Consider the following 16865-nt stretch of genomic DNA (forward strand, 5'->3'; position numbering starts at 1 on the left):
AAGAAAGTTTTGATTGCCAACCGCGGCGAGATCGCGCTGCGCATCAACCGCGCGTGCCGCGAACTCGGCGTGCAGACCGTCGCGATCTTCTCCGAAGCCGATCGCGGATCGTTGCACGTGCGTCACGCCGACGAAGCGTTCTGCGTGGGGCCGGGGCCGGTGGCGCGTTCGTATCTCAATATTCCCAACATCATTTCGACGGCACTGATCACCGGTTGCGACGCGGTCCATCCGGGATACGGGTTCCTGGCCGAGAACGCGCGCTTCGCGGAGATCTGCGCCGATCACGGGCTCACGTTTATCGGCCCGAAGCCCAGCGTGATCGCGTCGATGGGCGATAAAGCAACCGCGCGACGCGTGATGCGCGAGGCGGGCGTCGCGACGACTCCCGGAACCGACATCTTACGTACGGTAGAAGAGGCGCGCAAGGCGGCCGAAGAAGTTGGGTATCCGGTGCTCCTGAAGGCGACCGCGGGCGGGGGCGGTAAAGGCATGCGCGCCGTCGAGGCTCCCGGCGAGCTCGAACGGGCGTTTGCGAGTGCGACGGCCGAAGCCGAGGCGAGTTTCAAAGACGGCCGGCTGTATATGGAAAAGCTCATTCTCAAGCCGCGTCATATCGAAGTGCAAGTCCTCGGCGACGGATTTGGAAACGTCGTTCATCTGGGCGAGCGCGACTGCTCCGTGCAGAAGCCCTCACATCAGAAGCTGATCGAAGAGGCGCCCGCCTCGAACCTCTCGCGCGCGACGCGCGACGCGCTGCACGAGATGGCGGTGCGCGCGTGCAAACACGTCGGCTACAGCAACGCCGGCACGCTCGAATTCCTGGTCAGCGGCGACCAAATCTACTTCATGGAGATGAACACCCGCATTCAAGTCGAGCATCCCGTTACGGAGATGGTCTACAACATCGACTTGGTTAAAGAGCAGATCCGCGTGGCGGCCGGCGAACCCCTCGGTTACTCGCAGAGCGATCTGCGCGCCACCGGGCACGCGATCGAATGCCGGATCAACGCCGAAGACGCGCACAACAATTTTGCTCCGGCAGCGGGAACGCTGACGGCGGTCGTGTTTCCCGGCGGCCCGGGCGTCCGCGTCGACACGCACGTCTATTCGGGGTCGGCCATTCCGCCGTATTACGATTCGATGCTCGCGAAGATCGTGGCCACCGGCTCGACGCGCGAGGCCGCAATCGCGCGCATGGAGCGCGCGCTGCGCGAGACGGCGATCGAAGGCGTGAAGACGACGATCGACCAATGCTTGGAGATCCTCGCTACCGAAGAGTTCCGCACCGGCCATTACGGAATCGACTTCTTGCCGGCGCTGTTGCAAAAACAGTCGCCGGCCGCCACGCTATCCGGAAGTTAGAAAGACGACACCATGCCTTCGCGCCATATGGCCCGGGAGCTCGCGCTCCAAGCCCTGTTTTCGGTTGAAGTCGGACATCGCGAGCCCGTCGAAGTTCTCGACGAGTACCTCTCGCCGTTCGGCGAAAGCGAGCATCGCTTGTTCGTGAAGGACCTCGTATTGGGAACGCTCGATCACGCGGGCGAAAGCGACGAGACGCTGGCGCCGCTGCTCGCCGGCTGGACGATCGAACGTTTACCGACGATCGATCGTTTGCTGCTACGCATGGCCACCTACGAACTGCGCTACCATCCGCAAACGCCGCGACCGGTGATTCTCAACGAAGCGGTCGAACTCGCGAAAAAATTCTCCACCGAAGACTCGGGCCGCTTCGTCAACGGCGTGCTCGCGGCCGTGAGCCATGCCAAAGCGTAAGGGGCGCGGCCCAACGGGCGCGATGAAGGCGCTGCGCTTCGCGCTGATCGCGTTCTTCTTACTCGTGCTCTTCGCGGCCGGCACGATCGCCGGAATGGTCGCCGCGTATTCCAAGAATCTGCCCGACATCAGCCGCATGGCCGATTATCAGCCCGCGCGTTCGACGCGGATCTACGCGCGCGACGGCACGCAGCTAGCCTCGCTTTACAAAGAGAACCGCATCTGGGTGCCGATCGAAAAGATCCCGCTCTCGGTGCGCGATGCGTTTATCGCGAACGAAGATCACAACTTCTATCACCATCACGGCGTCGACTTCACCGGCATCGCGCGCGCCGCGCTCGCCGATCTCGCACACAAGCACCTCGATCAGGGCGCTTCGACGATCACGCAACAGCTCGCGCGCGGGCTCTTTCTCACCAACCAGCAGACGATCTCGCGCAAGATTCAAGAGGCGCTGCTCGCGATGGAGATCGAACGCTACTACACGAAGGACGAGATTCTTCAGCGCTACTTGAATTTGATTTACTTAGGCTCGGGCGCCTACGGCGTGGACGCGGCCGCGCACACGTATTTCGGTCGCGGAGTCGGATCGCTGACGCTCGGTCAGTCGGCGCTCTTGGCCGGCCTCGTCGCCGCGCCGTCCGACTACTCGCCCTACGTCAATCTCAAACTCGCGCGCGAACGCCAACGTCACGTGCTCGATCGGATGGCCGAGAGCCACTACATCACGCAAGCGAAAGCCGACGCGGCTTATAACGCGCCGCTCGATCTTTCCGGCGAACGCGCGGCGGGCTTGCAGGGCTACAAAGATCCGTATTTCACGACCTACGCGATCGCGCAGCTCGAGAAAACGTTCGGCAAACAGGCGGCGTACGAGGGCGGCTTGCAAGTCTACACGACGGTCGATCCCAAGCTCGAGAAGCTCGCGCAAGAGGCCGTGGATTGGGGCATGCGCGCTTCTTCCCAAGAGGGCATCGGCGCGCACCAGGCGGCGCTCGTCGCCATTCGTCCCTCGACCGGCGAGATCGTCGCCATGATCGGCGGGACGCATTTCTCGCTTACCAATCAGTTCAATCGCGCCTGGCAGGCGCACCGTCAACCGGGCTCGTCGTTTAAAGTCTACGTCTACACGGCCGCCATCGACAGCGGCATGCCGGCGTCGACGATCCTGGACGATTCGCCGGTGAGCTACCCGATGGGCGACGGGACGACCTGGTCGCCGATGGACGACGACAACCGCTTTTACGGCGCGATGACGCTGCGCTACGCACTGGCGCAGAGCCGCAACGTGGTGGCGGTAAAACTCTTGCAGCAAGTCGGCGTCGATCGCGTGATCGAGTACGCCAAGCGCATGGGGATCAAGTCGCCGCTCGAAGCGAATCTTTCGCTCGCGCTCGGCACCTCGGTCGTGACGCCGCTCGATCAGGCGAGCGGCTATCAGACGCTCGCGGATCAGGGAATCCACATCGACCCGTCGCCGTTCAAAATTGTGAAAGACTCTCTCGGCAACGTGGTACTCGACAACCAATTTCCTCAGCAAACCGAAGTCGTGAGCGCGGGCACGGCCTACATCATGGACACGATGCTCGAAGACGTGATCAACCACGGAACGGGTTATCCGAACGCGATCATCGGTCGCCCGGCCGCCGGTAAGACCGGTACGACCTCGGATTTTCACGACGCCTGGTTCGTCGGCTATACGCCCGACCTCGTTACCGCGGTGTGGATCGGTAACGACAACAACTCGCCCATGTCCGAATCGTACGGCGGCGATATTCCGGCGCGCATTTGGTCGCGTTTTATGAAAGGCGCGTTGACCGGCGTCGCCAAGCACGACTTCCCGTTCCCGGCCGACGAAGTGAAGAAGGTCGCAAGTTGCGGCGGCCGTTTGGGGCCGTTCGAATATTATCTCGTCGGAACCGAGCCGTTGACGCCGTGCGGACGTCCGCAAACGCCGGCACCCAATTACGCGAGCGGAAACACCACGGCCGCCCTGGCGATACCCACGCAGCAGCCCCTCCCGACGCTTCCTCCCGATCCAACGCCGCTTCCGGCCGAAGCGACCCAGCCGCCGAATTCGGTCGGTGACGGCACGAACTACATGACGACCGGCGATTCGCCCGCGCCGGCTGCGACGAAAGCGCCGCGGAAGAAGCGCTAGCGATGGAGCAAGGCTCGCTGTTCGATCAAGCGCAGCCGCCGCGGGTTGAGGGCGTCAGCCGCGTCGTTGCCTACATCGGCAAACTGCTCGGCGCCAACAAGAACCTCCAAGGATTGCGCGTGCGCGGCGAGGTCTCGAGCCCGTCGCGTTCGGCCGCCGGGCACATCTATTTCGATCTCAAAGAGCGCACCGATATTCTCAAATGCGTGATCTGGTCGAGCAGTGCCAACGGGTTGCCGGCCATCAAGAACGGCGACGAGATTATCGTCTCGGGCGAGTGGGGCATTTACGGGGCTCGCAGCACGTTTCAACTCTTCGTTAATGCGATCGAGCTCACCGGAATCGGTAACCTGTATGCGCAGTTCGAAGCGCTCAAGGAGCGCTTTCGCGCGGAGGGGCTCTTCGAAAGCGCGCGCAAGCGCCCGATGCCTGCATTCCCGCGGCGCATAGCGGTGATCTCCGCGCGCGGCAAAGGCGCCGAGGACTTTTCGACGATCGTGGCGCGTTTGGCACCGCATCTCGAGATCGAGTTTGTCGAATCGCGCGTGCAGGGCGACGGCGCCGCAATCGAGATCGGCGAAGCGATCGACCGTGCGTCGCGGCTGGCCGTCGACGTCATCGTCCTAGCTCGCGGCGGCGGATCCTACGAGGATCTCTTTCAATTCAATCTCGAGCCGGTGGTTCGCGCGATCGTGCGCTCGAAGCGGCCGGTGCTCTCGGCGATCGGCCACACCGGCGACGTGCATTTGAGCGATCTCGTTGCCGACTACACGCGCGAGACTCCCTCGAGTGCGGCGCAATACTTCGGTGAGATTCGCGAGTCCTACGCTCGCCGGATCGAGCGGCTCGACGGCCGTCTGTGGGAGCAGCTGCGCGCGCTCAAGCGCACGCACGACCAGCGCCTCGACGTGGCCGCGGCAGCGCTCGATCGCGCCGCGCGGACCCTCGCGGGCGATCGGCGTTCCACGCTGCTCCAACTCGAGCGTAAGCTCGACGCGCTCACGCCGATCGTGCGGCTAACGCAGCGCCGTCAGCGCTTCGACCGGCTCGTCTCGATGCTGACCGCCTCGGCGCGACACGTTCTGGCACCGGCCGGCGCGCGCCTGATCGATGCCGGCGCGCGCCTCGCTCGCGCGCAAACTGGCGCGACCAAAGAGCCGTTCGCGCGTTTGCGCGCCTTCGAGATGCAGTTGAACGATCGCGATCCGCTCGCCGTGCTCGCGCGCGGATATGCGATCGTCACCGATGCGCGCGGGCACATCCTCAAAGACGTCGATTCCGTTGAAGCCGGGGAAGTAGTCAGCGCGCGCCTCGCGCGCGGGACGCTCGCCGCACGCGTCGAACGAAAGGGCCTCGATGGCTGATCAGTCACCCGGTGAATTCGAAGCGAAAGTCGCACGGCTCGAAGCGATCGTCAAAGAACTCGAGAACGGCAACGTGGAACTCGATCGTGCCGTCGCGCTCTTCAAAGAGGGCAAACAACTCTCGCGCGATTGCGAAACGCTGCTAAAAACCGCACAGGACCAGATCGACCGCGCGATGGGCACCGTCCCCGCGGCCGCCGCGAGCCCGGACGGCGACGAGATCCTCTTCGATCCGTAGTCGCGTCACGCGCTGGGATGGATGCCGGCGCCGTAGCCGGCGCGTAGAACGGCGACGATCGACGGCGGCGTGAGTACTTCGACCTCGCCGCGGGCGGGCCGCGGCCGCCGCTCGCCATACGCCGCGCTCGACCACGCGAGAATCTCGTTTCCCCACAGAGCCCACGCTGTGCCGTTGACCGCGACGTACGTCCCCTCCGGTAACGTTGCAACGTCTGCATGGTACGTGCGTTTTTCGCGGCCGGCGAGACGTTCGGCATGCAGCGTTCTATCCATCGCGTCCGCGCCGGCGGGAGCGCCGAAACTCGTTTCCCAGAGCCGGCGAAATCGCTTGTAGTCGGCATTGCGGCATTCGGCGCACGGCCGATGACCCGCGCTTAAAGCCGCAGCCTCGTCGAGAAAAAATAGCTCGGTCCACGTGTGCGGCTGCATCACCGTGCGATGCCTCCCGCGAAACTCCGTGCGGCACGCAATCCACCGCCGAACCTGCCAACAACGCACGATTCGTCGCTCGTCATCGCACAAAATCCCGCGGTTACCCATAAGCAACCCACGCCCCGCCGCCGCGACGATCTCGCCAAACGGCGTAACCCGATTTTGCAACGCCATCACTCCACCGAACGCGAGGAACCCGACTACGGTTGCAGAAAATCGTTGACGTGCGCATCATTCCAACGCCGAAGCTCGCTGCGGGCTACGGCGTCTTCGCGTTCGCATGCGTCGCTGCGGTAGTCGCTGATCTTGTGGTGATGCACGGGTTGGGTGCGTTATCATGGCCCTCTATCGCACTCGCCTGGCTCTGCATGATCGGGTATGCATGTGCCTTCTCGACGATAATCGTCGGTGTATCGCACCGAGAACGCGAAATGCGGCGGGACGGAACGCCGGTGGCGCTCCACGAGCGCGAGCGCTCCGAACGGACGCTCTGGAACGTCGCGGGGACTTGCATCGGCCTCGGCGGTTACGGACTACAGGCCGCGCACGGCTACTTCGCAATACCCGAGTTTGCGGGGCAGTGGCTCGTGGAAATCGCCCTGATCTTTGGCGGATTTTCGCTCGCGATGCTTTCCGAAGCCGCCTACTTGCGAAAACTCGGGTGAGCGAAAACCTCGGCGGTCATAAAGTAGGAGCGCAGACGTCTATTAAATGGACCGTCAAGGCGCGAGGCAAACGTTCGGCAGATGATCGCGGCTATTGAAACGGCGCGCACGATCTTGCGCGGCTGGAACGATGACGACGTAGAGTCCTGGGCGCAGATGAACGCCGATCCACGAGTCATGGAGTTTTTTCCGAGCACCTACGCGCGGGAACGATCGATCGCGTCGGCGGCGACGATGCGGGCGGAATTGGAGCGAGACGGCTACGGATGGTTCGTCGTCGAACTCAAGGACCGAATGCCGTTTGCCGGCGTGATCGCTTTGCAGCCGGTGCCTTTCGAAGCTCGATTCACGCCGGCAAAGGAAATCGGCTGGCGCTTTCTCCCCGCCGCATGGGGCCACGGATATGCGACCGAAGCGGCTTCCGCGGCGATGCGTTTCGCATTCGAAGAGCTGGGCTGGGATCAGGTGGTCGCCTTGACGGCGCGGATCAACGTTCCTTCGCAGCGCGTAATGGAGCGTCTGCACATGACGCACGACCCGGACGACGATTTCGGGCATCCACGGGTCGAGGAAGGTCATCGTCTGCATCATTGCGTGCTTTACCGCGCTCGAGCGACGCTTCTGCGATAGCCGAAGCCATATGAGAAGGGAATCGCGAATGAAGAAAATCAACACCAACGAGATTGAAGAATTGACTTGGACTTCGCCGAACGGGAAGTTCACCGGTGCGGGAAAGCAAGTATCCGAAGCGTTGGGGCGCAATCCGCGTTCGACCGACTTCATCGAGCGGCATCCCTTCGATGTCGAGATCTGCCGCATCCCGGCCGGCGCCACGCCGTATCCGTATCATTCGCACAGCGCGCAGTGGGAGTTCTATCACGTGATCGCGGGCAGCGGTACGGTTCGAGACGAGAGCGGATCCACGCCGGTCGAAACCGGCGACGCGTTCGTCTTCAAACCCGGTGAGGCGCACCAAATCTCAAACAACGGCTCGCAAGATCTCGTGCTGTACGTCGTTGCGGACAATCCGATCGGCGAATCGTACTACTATCCGGATAGCAAGAAGTGGGGCGTCAACTCGCCGGAACGCCGAATCGTTCGGTCCGAGCCGCTCGACTACTTCGACGGCGAAGAGTAGCAACTCGAAGGCCGTGCTTCGACAAGCTCAGCATGACAACGCACCCTCCCCCCCGTTTGTCATCCTGAGCTTGTCGAAGGACGCCCGTGGTTAGACAAGCTCACCATGAAAATTGGTTCGACTTGGGGCACAACGGGTGGGGGCGTTTTTTTACCGGATGGATAAAGGCGTGCTCGGCATGACGTTTAAGCGTTCGGGATAGCCCGTCCGTCTAAGGAGAGCAGCAACGATGACGACCGAACTACGTGATTTCCTCATGCTCCCGTACGGCGAGCTCGAAGAGCTGAACTTGGCCGCAAAGAAGCAGCGCCAAGATCGCGTTCCGATGAAGAAGATCCAGGAAGAGCGCCTGAAGTACTTGACCGGCGAGCATCGCATCAAGGCGGTTACCGTGCTCTTCACCGATCTCGAAGGCCGGCTCCACATGCTCGACTACGACAAGAAATTTCTGCTTAAGTCGATGGACAACCTCACCTTCGACGGATCGTCGATTCGCGGGTTCACGTCGCAGCGCGAGAGCGACTTGCGCCTAGTGCTGGATTGGAGCGCGTTTTATTGGGCGCCGGCCGACGTCTTCGGGCCGGGCAAAGTCCTCGTCTTCGGCGACGTGATCGATCGCGACGGCTCGCCGTTTGCGGGCGATACGCGCGGTCTGGTTAAAAAACTCTCGAATCAGTACTACGAAAAAGACGGCTACACGCTCAATGCCGCCAACGAGATCGAAGGCTTTCTCTTCCAAGGATTGGATGCCGAGCGTCGCTATCACGAGACGGGGAAATTCGAGTACGTCAACACCGGCGGCTACTATCATTCGCTGCCGGGCGACGCGCTGCGGACCTTTATCGATACGGTCGCCGAAGTGCAGCGCGCGATGGGATTCGAAAACGAAAAGGACCACCCGGAGGTCGCGCCCTCGCAGTTTGAGATCAACTACAGCTACGGCGAGGTGGTGGCCGCGGCCGATCAGATTCAGCTCTACAAGTTGATCTGCCGCCAAGTCGCAACGCGCCTGGGGATGACCGTGAGCTTTTTGCCGAAACCCGTGATCGGCGTCAACGGTAGCGGCATGCACACGAACGTTTCGATCAGCAAGAACGGCAAGAACGTCTTCTGGGACGCGCGCGGGGAAGAACGCCTGAGTCCGTTCGCATGGAAATTCGTCGATCGCATTTTAACGCATGCGAGCGAAACGTGTTTGATGCTCAACGCCAGCGTCAACGCCTATCGCCGGCTCGATCCGCACTTTGAAGCGCCCAATCAAATCAAGGCCTCGGCGGTCGATCGCGGTTCCATGGTGCGAATCCCCATCGGCAACGAGCGCAGCGCGCGCGTCGAAGTACGCTCGGTCGGACCCGACGCCAATCCCTACATGGTCATGCTGGCGGTCTTCAAAACGGGACTGGAAGGCCGCATCAGCGACGTTAAAAACCTCCGTCAAGCCGACCGCTTTCTGCCCCACAACGTCTACGACGCCATCAGCGAGTTTCGTAACTCCGCCTGGGTGACGACGCTGCTCGGCAACGACGTAAAGAACCGCTACGCCGATCTCAAAGAGGCCAGCGCCGATCGCTGCCCGCGCCTGCTCGGCACGATCGTGAAATCGCAGGAAGTCCAATACCACCACGAAGTCTACAATCAGTACCTTTGGAACCTGTTCTAGCGCTGCGGCGGTTCTAACCGTTTAGAATGGCCAAGCTCTATTTCCGCTACTCGGCGATGAACGCCGGGAAGTCCATCGCCCTGCTGCAAGTCGCGCACAATTACGAAACGCACGGACGTTCCGTGATGATCTTTGCTTCGACGATGGACCACCGTCACGGCATCGGGCGGGTCACCTCGCGCCTCGGGCCGCAGCGCGAGGCGCTCACGTTCGATGCGAAACTCGATTTCTACGCGGCGCTGGCCGCCGCCGGCGAGATCGCGTGCGCGCTCGTGGACGAGGCCCAGTTCTTAACGCCCGCTCAAGTCCGCCAACTTCATCGCGTGGCGCATCTGCTCGATATCCCGGTCATCTGTTACGGGATTCGCAGCGATTTTCTCGGCGAGCCCTTTCCGGGTTCGACCTACCTGCTGACGCTCGCCGATAGCGTCGAGGAACTCAAGACGGTCTGCGCTTGCGGCCGCAAGGCCACGATGAACGTCCGTTTCAACGAACGCGGCGAGCGCATCGCGACCGGCGAGCAGATCGCGATCGAAGGGGACGTTCGCTACGTCACGATGTGCGGACGCTGCTTCTATACGCCGAAGACCCCGTGAGCGGGCAGCGCCTGGACGAGGCCGTTGCCGAGGCCGCCGGCATCACCCGCTCGCAGGCACGTAGCCTCATCATGGAAGGGCGCGTCCGAATCAACGGCGTTCCCGCGACGAAGCCCGGCGCCGGCGTTCGGCCGGGCGCCGCCATCGAGATCGAACGCCCGCGGCGATTCGTCAGCCGGGGCGGTGAGAAGCTCGACCACGCGCTCGCCGCCTTCGGCGTGACGGTCGCCGGGCGCCGGGCGCTCGACATCGGCGCCTCGACCGGCGGATTCACCGACGCCTTGCTGCAGCGGAGTGCAGGGCACGTCGTTGCGGTCGATGTGGGCTACGGGCAGCTCGACTGGAAGCTGCGCAACGATCCGCGAGTTACCGTTCTCGAGCGCACGAATTTTCGTCATCTGCCCGATGAGGCGTTCGGCGAGCCCTTCGACCTCATCGTGATCGACACGTCCTTCATCTCGCTGCGCACGATCGTCGCGCGTGCGGTCGGGTTTCTCGACGCCGCGGGCGAGGTGGTCGCCCTGGTCAAGCCGCAGTTCGAGGCCGGCCGCGAGCGGCTGGGATCGGGCGGAGTCGTCCGGGATCCCGAGGTGCACCGCGCCATCCTGCGCGAAGTCCGGGATGCAATGCAAAACCTCGGACTTAACGCGATCGGTCTGGTCGGCTCGCCGCTGTTGGGACCGGCCGGCAATCGGGAGTTCCTCATGCATCTGCGCCGGGACGGAGTCGCGCTCGACGACGCCGCGCTGGATGCGGTCGTCGATGAACGCTAAGCCGCAGACCACCGGACTCGGGCGACGCTGCGTGGCGCTCTACGTCGACGTCGGGCGCGAGAACGCGCGCGCGATTGCGATGCGCGTGGCCGAGGGTTTTCGCCGGCGCGGCTTCGAGATCGCGCTCTGCCCCGGCTGCGATACGCAATTGAACATTCCGACCAACGGCGCGCGCCCGGCCGATGCGGCCCTGCTCGTGACGATCGGCGGCGACGGCACGCTGCTGCGCGCCGCGCGAATCGCCGTCGCGGACGACATTCCGTTACTGGGCATCAATACGGGCAGGCTCGGTTTTCTTACCGAGTTCGACGAGGACGATCCGCGCATCGACGAATTGCCACAACTGCTCGAACGCGGCCTCGCGATCGAAGAGCGCGTGGCTCTGAGCGCGCGCTACGGAGGCCGCAGCTACTTCGCGCTCAACGACGTCGTCGTGCGTAAAGGCGGCGTCGCGCGAATCGTCCCGTTCGGTCTCTGCCTTGGAACCGAGCAGGCCGCGCACATTCCGGCCGACGGTATCTGCGTGGCGACGCCGACCGGGTCGACGGCGTATTTTCTTTCGGCCGGGGGATCGATCGTTTCGCCCGACGTCGATGCGTTCGGCATCGTACCGCTGCTGCCGCATACGCTCTTTTCGCGTCCGCTGATCGTGCCGACGAGTTCGACGATCACGATTTCGGTCGATTCCGAGATCGTGCATGCGAATCTCGAATGCGACGGCGAGGCCGTGAGCGATCTAGCGCCGGGCGCATCCGTCGTGATCGAACGGCACCCGAGCCCGGTGCGTTTCGCGCGTACCGAGCCGTTGAAGTTCTTTTCGCGCTTGGAGAAAAAGCTGCGTTGGGGCGTCTCGATCAAAGAAACGTTTCGTTAGGCTGCAAATGCTGCGCAGGCTGACGATCGAAGACTACGGCCTGATTCGGCGGGCGCAGATCGATTTCGCGCGCGGCGCGACGATGTTCACCGGCGAGACCGGATCGGGTAAGACGATGGTTCTCGGTGCGATGACCTTCGTGCTGGGCGAACGCGCGAATGCCGAAGTGGTACGCCGTGGGGCCTCGCGTGCGACCGTGACGCTTGAGTTCGAACCTTCAGCGGCGCTGCGCGTTCGGCTCGCGGCCGACGGCTTTGCGCTCGATGACGGCGAGGACGGCGTGCTGACGCGCGAGATGACCGACGCGGGGAAATCGGCGCTGCGGCTCAACGGCCGCGCGACGACCGCCGGATACGTCCGCGATCTCGCGCCGGAACTTGCCGACATCGTCGGGCAGCACGACGCGCAACGGCTGCTCGCGCCGGCCTATCACGTGAATCTGCTCGACCGGTTCGCCGGCGAGCCGGCGCTGCGAGCCGGCGCGGAGGTTGCCGATGCGTTTTCCGGTCTCGAATCGCTGCGCGAAGAACTGCGCGCGCTCTCGCAAGACGAACGCGACGCGGCGGATCGCCTCGCCTACGCGCAATTCGGGCTCGAGGAGATCGAAAACATCGCTCCGCAAGACGGCGAAGACGAGCGTCTCACCGAGCGCCGCCGCTACCTCGACAACGTCGAACGAATCGCGGGCGCGCTGCGTGCGGCGCACGACGCGCTCGGCGGTGACGACTCCTCCGCCGGCGACGCGCTCGGCACGGCTGCCGTCGCTTTAGCGGGCGTAGCCGAGATCGGCAGCGGCCTCGCGGAGATGGCGGGCGCCGCCGCGGCGTTGCAAAGCGAGGCGGCCGAACTCGCGACGCAAATTGCGCGCGAACTCGATACCGTCGAGTCAGATCCGGCCGAACTCGAACAGATCAACGCGCGGCTCGAAGACCTCGACGGGCTCAAGCGCAAATATGGCGGATCGCTCGCGGCCGTCGCCGCAGCGGTCGAAGAATTCCGTACGACCGTTGCGCGCTTCGCTAATCGCGACGAGCTTCGCGCGACGATAACGGCGCGGATCGCGCGAGCCCAGAGCGACCTCGCAAGCGCCGCGAAAACCCTCGGCGACCTGCGCCGCATTGCGGCCAAACGCTTGCGCGAACGGATCGAACGCGAACTTGCCGACCTGGCTCTTCCGTCGGCGCGGTTCGATACGGCCTTCGAACCGCTCGCGCAGATCGGGCCCGGCGGCGGCGACCATGTCGAGTTCGTCTTCGCCGCGAATAAAGGCGAACCGCAGCGCCCGCTCGCCCGCGTGGCATCGGGCGGCGAGCTCTCGCGCGTGCTCCTAGCGCTCGTCGTGGCGCTCGCATCGTCGCGCGACGGCACGGCGCTGATCTTCGACGAGATCGACACCGGTATCGGCGGTGCCACCGCGACCGCCGTCGGTCTGCGCCTCGGCCGGTTGGCCGGCGCCGGACAGGTGCTCTGCGTTACGCACCTGGCGCAGATTGCAAGTTGGGCCGACGACCACTATCTGCTCGAGAAGCGCGAAGGGAAGGCCGGTACGAGCATTGCGGTCGAGCTCATCGACGGCGCGGAAGATCGAACCCGCGAATTGGCCCGAATGCTTTCGGGTGAGGCGCACGACGTCGCCGTCGCACACGCGCGATCGCTGCTCGATCAGACCGCGAAGCGTCGCGTCGCGCTCGCTTCCTCGGCGTCGCCATGATCGCGCTTGCCGCGCTGCTCGCCGCACTCGCGGTATCGCCGGCTCCGAGCGCCGTTCCGTCGCCCGTTACCAACACCGCAAAACAGCTCGCGCCGATACTCGAGCGCTTGGCCGCCGATCCCACCACGCCGCAAGCCTATCGCGCGGACGTCAGATTGCACGTCCGCCTGCGCGTGTTTCCGTGGGTGTCGATCACGCTGCACGGCGACGAAGCGTACGAGCATCCGGGGCTCTACCATTTCGTCTTCCGCGGCGTTCCGCGCGCGGCCGAGCATTTCAGCGATCTCGCGTACGATCTGGGCGACGCGTCGACGTGGCCGGCGAAGTACGCGATCTCGCTCTTAACGCCGGCCGCGCCTGGCGTCGATCCGGTGATCCGGCTCGAGCCTAAGAAGCGCGGCATGGTGAAAACGCTCGACGTAACCGTCGATCAAATGAAGGGACACATCCTTAAAGCAGTCTGGTCGCGGTTCGACGGCGGCACCATCACGCTCGTCCAACACTACAACAGCGTCGGAAATCACGAAGTGGTGGGCGAGCAGGACGCGGCGATTCGTATCCCGCACATGCGCGCCGACCTCGACGCGCAATACAGCGGATTCACGCTCTCGCCGAAGTTACGGAATAAGGTGAATCTTTAGCAGGTTGGTGCCGCCCGCACCGACCGGCATCCCCGTCGTGAACGCCACGTAGTCGCCGCTCGTGACCAATCCGTCGGCGAGCAGCCGCTGCTCGGTGATGTGCAGTAAGACATCGATTGAGGAATAGCGTTCGATCAGACACGAGTCGACGCCCCACAGCAGCGCCAACCGGCGCGCGACGCGCTCCATCGGCGTGAGCGCGACGATGCGCGCCCGCGGGCGAAACGCCGAGATGTGATGCGCGGCGTTGCCGGTCGTCGTTCCGGTAACGATGTAAGCGAGGTTCAGCTCGGCGCTCGAACGCGTCGCGGCCTCGGCCACCGCCGTGGCGATGTCGCGCGTCGCGCCCTCGAGCCGCCGCAGTTGCAGCACCTCGTGCGGGTAATATTTTTCCACTTCGCGAGCGATCTCGGCCATCACGCGCACGGCCTCGGTCGGATACGCGCCGCGTGCCGTTTCACCCGAGAGCATGACGGCGTCGGTGCCGTCGAGGATCGCGTTGGCAACGTCGGTCGTTTCGGCGCGCGTGGGCCGGGCGCTCGAGATCATCGATTCGAGCATTTGCGTAGCGGTGACGACCGGTTTGCTCGCGCGATTGCAGCGCGCGATGAGATCCTTTTGAATCATCGGCACCGTCTCGAGCGGCATTTCGATGCCGAGATCGCCGCGCGCGACCATAATCCCGTCGGCAGCCTGCACGATGTTGTCGATGTCCTCGAGCGCTTCGTGCTTTTCGATCTTGGCGAGAACCGGCGTATCCTTGCCGCGCTCGCTTATGAAGGCTTTGACGCGATTGATGTCTTCGGCGCTGCGAACGAACGACACGGCCACATAGTCCACGTCTTTCGAAAGGCCGAACTCTAAGAACGCAAAGTCGCGGTCGGAGACCGCCGCGAGATTGAGCGTACCGTCGGGATAGTTGATCCCCTGCGTCGGACGCAACTCGCCGCCGACTTCGACCGTCGTTACCACATCGGTCGCGGTTTTGTCGAGGATGCGAAGCGTGATCGCGCCGTCGGCGAGATAGAGGCGGTTTCCGACGGCGACGTCGGAGGGAAGATCCCGATACGAGCACGCCACGCAACCCGCATCGCCGACGACGTCGCGCGTCGTCAACGTAAACGGCGCTCCGCGTTCGAGCCGCACCATCGGCACGTCGTCGGCGAATTTGCCGGTGCGGACCTTCGGGCCGGGAAGATCCTGCAGTATGGCGATGTTCGCGCCGAGTTCGTCGGCGATCGCCCGGATCGAGTCGATGATCGCGCCATGGTCCTCCGGCGTGCCGTGCGAAAAGTTCAGCCGAAAGACGTTTGCGCCGGAGACGATGAGCGAGCGGATGATCTCGGGGTCGCGCGAGGCAGGGCCGATCGTCGCGACGATTTTCGTGCGTTTCTGAATTGATTCCATAGGATAGGGATGCGCTTGCGCGACGCGATGGAAGGCTCCTGCGCTAGGTTAAGCGCATTAACGTGGCACCATGCGCCGGAATCCGACGGACAAACGTCAACCGGAGCGCTTGGCCGGAAGTTTTCTGGCCTCGCTTTTCTTGCACGTGCTCGTCGCACTCTTGCTCTTCTCGGTTGCGACGTCGTCTTCGGAGCAAGCGGCGCCGGAGAGTACCGTCGGCAACGAGATCGTCTCGGTGACGACGCAGCGCCTGGTTCGCGCCGCGGCCGCGCCCGCTCCCCAGCCCGCGCCGCCGGTTCCACACGCACCGCTCATCGCCGCGCCGCGCGCGCCGCAGCAGCGCGCCGCCGCCAGCCATCCGCGCATCCTCCACGAGCTCTCGGTCTTCAAGCCGACCGCGCCGCCGAACCCCACCCCCGCGCCGATCGCCTCGGCCGCGCCCAACCCGCAGCCGACCGCCGCAATCATCACCACTACGCCGATGCCCTATGCGCCGGCCGCGCCGGTCAGCGTGCCGACCGCCGCCGCCGTCGCCGTGACGATCAAAATACCGCCCACGGCCGCACCGAAACCGGTGGCGACCGCCGTGCCGAGCGCCGAGCCCACGGCCAAACCCGCGCCCTCCGCCGCCCCGACGCGCAGCCCGGCGACCCCCGCGCCCGCCCGCGCGACGACGGCTCCGGCCCCCAAACCCGCTCCGATTGCGGCGAAGCTGCCGGCCCCAAAGCCTTCGCCGGGCGTGCCGAGCCCCGGTCCGACGAGCCTGCCCAGCCCGAGCGCGCAGCACGGCGCCAACCAGTCGCCCGGTCCCAAGCCGATCGGCTCGCCCGGTCCGAAGGGCCTCTCGCCCGTCAAGGCGGGGGCGCCGGCCCGAGCGGTTCAAGTGCCGTCGACGCCGGCACCGGCACCGCGCGCCGCGGCGCGACCGAAACCATCCCGCAAGCGCTACCCCGATATCAACGCGCGGCTGCGCGGCCTGATCCCGACCGGGCCGGTGACGATCTCGTCGGGGAGCTATCACGGAAGCCTGAGCCGTCTCAATGGAAATCTCGATCCCACCCCGCCGCCGGAGATCGTTGCCCAGACTAAGTTCGTCTTTGAAGAAACCGGCAAGCGCGCCGGGTTTGAAGGCCGGATAAAGATGTACGTGACCGCCGTCCATCGCGCCGGTCCGCTCACGACCTGCACCGGCTGGGTCCTTCGCTACCCGCGTTCGCCCGGGCAGTACGGTTCGCCGAGCGATCGGCAGATCGCGACCGGCCGGGTCGACCCATCCGGCTCGGATTTCGGGACGCCCCGCACCGATTACACCGTGCATCCCATCGTGGAAGCGAACGTCACGTTTGCATGCAGCGCGCGCGACTTGCAGCCGTTCGCGCCCTCGGCCCCGCCGTAACGAAAAAGAGGTATTGGGAACCGGCGCT

The 16865-nt window shown here is 64.3% G+C and carries 17 protein-coding genes; 15 read left to right on the forward strand and 2 right to left on the reverse strand.

The window, feature by feature from the left end; translation table 11 throughout:
• Positions 1-9: 9 nt before the first annotated feature.
• The 5 genes from accC to xseB are packed head-to-tail and all read left to right on the forward strand — an operon-like array spanning position 10 to position 5542.
• A complete protein-coding gene (gene accC / locus VIG32_08820) occupies positions 10-1365 on the forward strand; it encodes an acetyl-CoA carboxylase biotin carboxylase subunit (GenBank protein ID HEY8298108.1) in 1356 nt (451 codons plus the stop codon).
• Between the two features lie 12 nt (positions 1366-1377).
• A complete protein-coding gene (nusB, locus tag VIG32_08825) occupies positions 1378-1779 on the forward strand; it encodes a transcription antitermination factor NusB (protein ID HEY8298109.1) in 402 nt (133 codons plus the stop codon).
• Complete coding sequence (locus VIG32_08830; GenBank protein ID HEY8298110.1) at positions 1766-3940, forward strand: PBP1A family penicillin-binding protein; 2175 nt, start codon at positions 1766-1768, stop codon at positions 3938-3940. Before nusB ends, VIG32_08830 begins: the two co-directional genes overlap by 14 nt.
• 2 nt (positions 3941-3942) lie before the next feature.
• Positions 3943-5304, forward strand: a complete 1362-nt coding sequence (gene xseA, locus VIG32_08835) for an exodeoxyribonuclease VII large subunit (protein ID HEY8298111.1) — start codon at positions 3943-3945, stop codon at positions 5302-5304.
• The gene (gene xseB, locus VIG32_08840) at positions 5297-5542 is read left to right on the forward strand and encodes an exodeoxyribonuclease VII small subunit (GenBank protein ID HEY8298112.1); all 246 of its coding nucleotides are present in this window, start codon (positions 5297-5299) and stop codon (positions 5540-5542) included. Before xseA ends, xseB begins: the two co-directional genes overlap by 8 nt.
• Before the next feature lie 5 nt (positions 5543-5547).
• Here xseB and VIG32_08845 read toward each other — a convergent pair whose 3' ends face one another.
• Positions 5548-6150: a hypothetical protein gene (locus VIG32_08845; GenBank protein ID HEY8298113.1), complete on the reverse strand. Its 603-nt coding sequence runs from the start codon at positions 6148-6150 to the stop codon at positions 5548-5550.
• Between the two features lie 32 nt (positions 6151-6182).
• Between VIG32_08845 and VIG32_08850 the strand changes: the two genes are divergently transcribed.
• The 9 genes from VIG32_08850 to VIG32_08890 all read left to right on the forward strand — a co-directional run bounded on the left by VIG32_08850 (position 6183) and on the right by VIG32_08890 (position 14034).
• A complete protein-coding gene (locus VIG32_08850; protein ID HEY8298114.1) occupies positions 6183-6641 on the forward strand; it encodes a hypothetical protein in 459 nt (152 codons plus the stop codon).
• 81 nt (positions 6642-6722) lie between these two features.
• A complete protein-coding gene (locus VIG32_08855; GenBank protein ID HEY8298115.1) occupies positions 6723-7271 on the forward strand; it encodes a GNAT family N-acetyltransferase in 549 nt (182 codons plus the stop codon).
• Between the two features lie 28 nt (positions 7272-7299).
• Positions 7300-7779: a cupin domain-containing protein gene (locus VIG32_08860; GenBank protein HEY8298116.1), complete on the forward strand. Its 480-nt coding sequence runs from the start codon at positions 7300-7302 to the stop codon at positions 7777-7779.
• A gap of 229 nt (positions 7780-8008) precedes the next feature.
• Positions 8009-9439, forward strand: coding sequence for a glutamine synthetase family protein (locus tag VIG32_08865; protein HEY8298117.1), 1431 nt, complete (start codon positions 8009-8011; stop codon positions 9437-9439).
• A gap of 26 nt (positions 9440-9465) precedes the next feature.
• Positions 9466-10035, forward strand: a complete 570-nt coding sequence (locus tag VIG32_08870) for a thymidine kinase (protein HEY8298118.1) — start codon at positions 9466-9468, stop codon at positions 10033-10035.
• Positions 10032-10808, forward strand: coding sequence for a TlyA family RNA methyltransferase (locus VIG32_08875; protein HEY8298119.1), 777 nt, complete (start codon positions 10032-10034; stop codon positions 10806-10808). Before VIG32_08870 ends, VIG32_08875 begins: the two co-directional genes overlap by 4 nt.
• A complete protein-coding gene (locus tag VIG32_08880) occupies positions 10798-11682 on the forward strand; it encodes an NAD(+)/NADH kinase (GenBank protein ID HEY8298120.1) in 885 nt (294 codons plus the stop codon). Before VIG32_08875 ends, VIG32_08880 begins: the two co-directional genes overlap by 11 nt.
• A gap of 7 nt (positions 11683-11689) precedes the next feature.
• A complete protein-coding gene (gene recN / locus VIG32_08885; GenBank protein ID HEY8298121.1) occupies positions 11690-13393 on the forward strand; it encodes a DNA repair protein RecN in 1704 nt (567 codons plus the stop codon).
• A complete protein-coding gene (locus VIG32_08890; protein ID HEY8298122.1) occupies positions 13390-14034 on the forward strand; it encodes a hypothetical protein in 645 nt (214 codons plus the stop codon). Before recN ends, VIG32_08890 begins: the two co-directional genes overlap by 4 nt.
• Here VIG32_08890 and pyk read toward each other — a convergent pair.
• Positions 14011-15441 carry a pyruvate kinase gene (gene pyk, locus VIG32_08895; protein ID HEY8298123.1) on the reverse strand — a complete coding sequence of 477 codons (1431 nt, stop codon included), beginning with the start codon at positions 15439-15441 and terminating at the stop codon, positions 14011-14013. The genes VIG32_08890 and pyk overlap by 24 nt on opposite strands.
• A gap of 70 nt (positions 15442-15511) precedes the next feature.
• Between pyk and VIG32_08900 the strand changes: the two genes are divergently transcribed.
• Positions 15512-16837, forward strand: coding sequence for a hypothetical protein (locus VIG32_08900; GenBank protein ID HEY8298124.1), 1326 nt, complete (start codon positions 15512-15514; stop codon positions 16835-16837).
• Positions 16838-16865: the final 28 nt, after the last annotated feature.

Source organism: Candidatus Baltobacteraceae bacterium (genome assembly GCA_036559195.1).
Taxonomy (GTDB): Bacteria; Vulcanimicrobiota; Vulcanimicrobiia; order Vulcanimicrobiales; family Vulcanimicrobiaceae; genus JALYTZ01.

Bases quoted from the DNA above. Each gene is read 5' to 3' on its own strand.
- nusB (HEY8298109.1), top strand. From the start codon at position 1,378: ATGCCTTCGCGCCATATGGCCCGGGAGCTCGCGCTCCAAGCCCTGTTT.
- VIG32_08880 (HEY8298120.1), top strand. From the start codon at position 10,798: ATGAACGCTAAGCCGCAGACCACCGGACTCGGGCGACGCTGCGTGGCG.
- pyk (HEY8298123.1), bottom strand. From the start codon at position 15,441: ATGGAATCAATTCAGAAACGCACGAAAATCGTCGCGACGATCGGCCCT.
- recN (HEY8298121.1), top strand. From the start codon at position 11,690: ATGCTGCGCAGGCTGACGATCGAAGACTACGGCCTGATTCGGCGGGCG.
- VIG32_08855 (HEY8298115.1), top strand. From the start codon at position 6,723: ATGATCGCGGCTATTGAAACGGCGCGCACGATCTTGCGCGGCTGGAAC.
- VIG32_08900 (HEY8298124.1), top strand. From the start codon at position 15,512: ATGCGCCGGAATCCGACGGACAAACGTCAACCGGAGCGCTTGGCCGGA.
- VIG32_08860 (HEY8298116.1), top strand. From the start codon at position 7,300: ATGAAGAAAATCAACACCAACGAGATTGAAGAATTGACTTGGACTTCG.
- xseA (HEY8298111.1), top strand. From the start codon at position 3,943: ATGGAGCAAGGCTCGCTGTTCGATCAAGCGCAGCCGCCGCGGGTTGAG.
- VIG32_08830 (HEY8298110.1), top strand. From the start codon at position 1,766: ATGCCAAAGCGTAAGGGGCGCGGCCCAACGGGCGCGATGAAGGCGCTG.
- VIG32_08845 (HEY8298113.1), bottom strand. From the start codon at position 6,150: ATGGCGTTGCAAAATCGGGTTACGCCGTTTGGCGAGATCGTCGCGGCG.
- VIG32_08865 (HEY8298117.1), top strand. From the start codon at position 8,009: ATGACGACCGAACTACGTGATTTCCTCATGCTCCCGTACGGCGAGCTC.
- VIG32_08890 (HEY8298122.1), top strand. From the start codon at position 13,390: ATGATCGCGCTTGCCGCGCTGCTCGCCGCACTCGCGGTATCGCCGGCT.
- VIG32_08870 (HEY8298118.1), top strand. From the start codon at position 9,466: ATGGCCAAGCTCTATTTCCGCTACTCGGCGATGAACGCCGGGAAGTCC.
- xseB (HEY8298112.1), top strand. From the start codon at position 5,297: ATGGCTGATCAGTCACCCGGTGAATTCGAAGCGAAAGTCGCACGGCTC.